This window comes from Caballeronia sp. (genome assembly GCF_049581465.1).
Taxonomy (GTDB): domain Bacteria; phylum Pseudomonadota; class Gammaproteobacteria; order Burkholderiales; family Burkholderiaceae; genus Caballeronia.
The window spans coordinates 1-2,725 of record NZ_JBAUSA010000096.1; the positions used below are offsets into that span (position 1 = coordinate 1).

Here is a 2,725-nt window from a genome sequence, read left to right on the forward strand (position 1 = left end):
GTGGTCGTTCTGCATAAGTCGGATTTTCTTGCTTATTTCTGTTAGCCCCTATCCGGGGCGGGACTTCATTTCTTTTCAAACGCGAAAAGAAACGAAGCAAAGAAACGCGTTCAAACCGCGAATACCTAAGTGTCGTCGTCAATCACTTCAGGTCTCTGGCACGAACGTAGCGCAGCCCCGTAACCTCAACCCGCAGCCGAACACCCTCCCCAAGCCCAAACCGCCCACACACGCTTCGCCCCGACGGCCGCAATCCCGTCGCCAGCGGCAACACCAATGGCAATGGCAGCGGCAACGGCAACACCAGCGGTATGGCCGCCGGTACCGCTGCTGGTAAGGCTGGTGACAAGGCCCGACGTTCGAAGTGCCGGTGATAAGACGCGTTAATGGTAGCGCTGATGGTGAGGCGCGCTAACGGTCACTTTGGCGCTGAGGCTGCCTGAAAACCTTTCGGGCTCGGGTTTTGCGGAGTGCGCTTCAGGGCGGGGTGCGTGGACCGCCGGCTTTTGGTGGTAGGAGAGCACGAACAGTTGGTTGGGGGTAGGACCGTTGGGGCGAAGCGTGTGTGTGCGGATTGTGCTTGGGATGGGTGTTCGACTGCGTGTTAAATTTTTGGTAACGCTGCTACGTTCGTGCCAAAGACCTGAAGTGAGCGACGACGACACTGAGGTATTCGCGGTTTGAACGCGTTTCTTTGCTTCGTTTCTTTTCGCGTTTGCAAAGAAATGAAGTCCCGCCCCGGATAGGGGCTAACAGAAATAAGCAAGAAAATACTACTTATGCAGAACGACCACGCTAGCAGAAGGACTCAATGCTCGCCCCACACTCGCCGCGCGCAGCACCCCCCTCCACCCTAGCCCCACACTCGCCGCAAGCAGCACCCCCCCAAAACCCCCGGACACTTGATCATCGCCTTGAAGCCCACCCCTCAGCAGCATCTGGAATTCACCGCACCTCGCGACGACAACGCGCGGCTCGCCAACCTGTGCGGTCCCCTCGACGAAAATCTTCGCCAGATCGAGCAGGCACTCGACGTGACGCTAGCCCGTCGCGGCCACAAGATCAGCATCCGTGGGCGCGGCGCAAAAGTTGCCCTCACGGCGCTGGAGAACTTCTACAACCGCGCCAAAGACACGCTGTCAGTAGACGACATCCAACTGGCGCTGGTCGAAGCGCGCAACAAGGCTCGCCGCGACAAACCATCGAATAACCTGAATTCAGATCCCATCGATCCCCGTTTTCGCGGCGACCCGGATCATCCCTTCGACGAACCCAGCGCCACCATCGACCTGGGCGAGGAAGAAGATCCCGGCCCAAAGCTCTACACCCGACGCGCCGACTTGCGCGGCCGCACACCCATGCAGCGCGAATACCTCAGGCAGATCATCGCGCACGATGTGACGTTCGGCATCGGACCGGCCGGCACGGGCAAAACCTATCTGGCAGTCGCATGCGCCGTCGACGCGCTCGAACGCGATCAGGTAAAACGCATCGTACTGACTCGCCCAGCCGTGGAAGCAGGCGAACGGCTCGGCTTCCTGCCAGGCGATCTCGCACAGAAAGTGGACCCGTATTTGCGCCCGCTGTACGACGCGCTCTACGACCTCCTCGGCTTCGATAAAACCGCCAAGATGTTCGAGCGCCAGATGATCGAAATCGCGCCGCTCGCGTACATGCGCGGCCGGACGCTGAATCATGCTTTCATCATCCTCGACGAGGCACAGAACACCACGCCCGAACAAATGAAAATGTTCCTCACGCGGATCGGGTTCGGATCGAAGGCGGTCGTCACCGGCGACACCACGCAAGTCGACCTGCCCCGTGGCCACCGAAGCGGGCTGATCGAAGCGAAACATGTTCTAGCCGATGTCCGCGGCATCGCCATGACGCATTTCACCAGCGCCGACGTGGTTCGCCATCCGCTGGTAGCGCGCATCGTGGAAGCCTACGACGCCCAGGCGCAACGCGACGCCGCGGCCAAACCGACGCCCTGAAAGCATGACCACTACGCCCAAACTCGCCCTGACGCTGCAGTTCCCCGCCTCAAAGGCGTTCCCCGCGCACAAGGCAATGCTGTCGCGCGCGACGCTCACGCGCTGGATCAAGGCGTCGCTGTTCGCGGATGCCGAGTTGACCCTGCGCTTCGTCGACACCGATGAAGGACGCGCGCTCAACCGGTCGTATCGGCAGAAGGACTACGCGACCAATGTGCTGACGTTCGCGTACGCCGAGTCGGAGGACGATCCGGTCAGCGGCGACCTTATTTTCTGCTGCCCAGTGGTGGAACGCGAGGCAGCCGAACAGAACAAACCGCTAGCCGCGCACTACGCGCATCTGATCGTGCACGGCACGCTGCACGCGCAGGGCTACGATCACGAAGACGAGGCGGAAGCCGAGGAAATGGAGTCGATCGAAACCGGTATCTTGCAAATGCTAGGATTCACCGATCCTTATTTGCCGCTGCCGCCGGACTAAAACGTGACCGACGATCCCACGTCCAAACTTGCGCCAATCCCGCCCGACTACCCTCCGGTCTTTAAGGAATCGCGCCTGCTGACGGACGACGAACTCGCCAAATCGCGTGAAGCAGCGCTCGCGAACTGGGATCGCAAGACGGATTTATGGCTGTTCGGCTATGGCTCGCTGATATGGAATCCGGGCTTGCCCACGGTCGAAACGGTGCCTGCCAAGGTCCATGGATATCATCGCGGGCTGTATTTGTGGT

Annotated in this window: 3 protein-coding genes; all 3 read left to right on the plus strand. The window is 60.3% G+C overall.

All coding sequences use genetic code 11. The features are described 5' to 3' along the window. Window positions 1–914 precede the first annotated feature (914 nt). Window positions 915–1,994: a PhoH family protein gene (locus tag WCA53_RS02360; protein ID WP_423905072.1), complete on the plus strand. Its 1,080-nt coding sequence runs from the start codon at window positions 915–917 to the stop codon at window positions 1,992–1,994. Window positions 1,995–1,998: 4 nt separating this feature from the next. Next, window positions 1,999–2,475 carry an rRNA maturation RNase YbeY gene (gene ybeY / locus WCA53_RS02365; RefSeq protein ID WP_423905073.1) on the plus strand — a complete coding sequence of 159 codons (477 nt, stop codon included), beginning with the start codon at window positions 1,999–2,001 and terminating at the stop codon, window positions 2,473–2,475. A gap of 3 nt (window positions 2,476–2,478) precedes the next feature. Beyond that, on the plus strand, window positions 2,479–2,725 hold a 247-nt coding region (locus WCA53_RS02370; RefSeq protein ID WP_423905075.1), incomplete at its 3' end, for a gamma-glutamylcyclotransferase.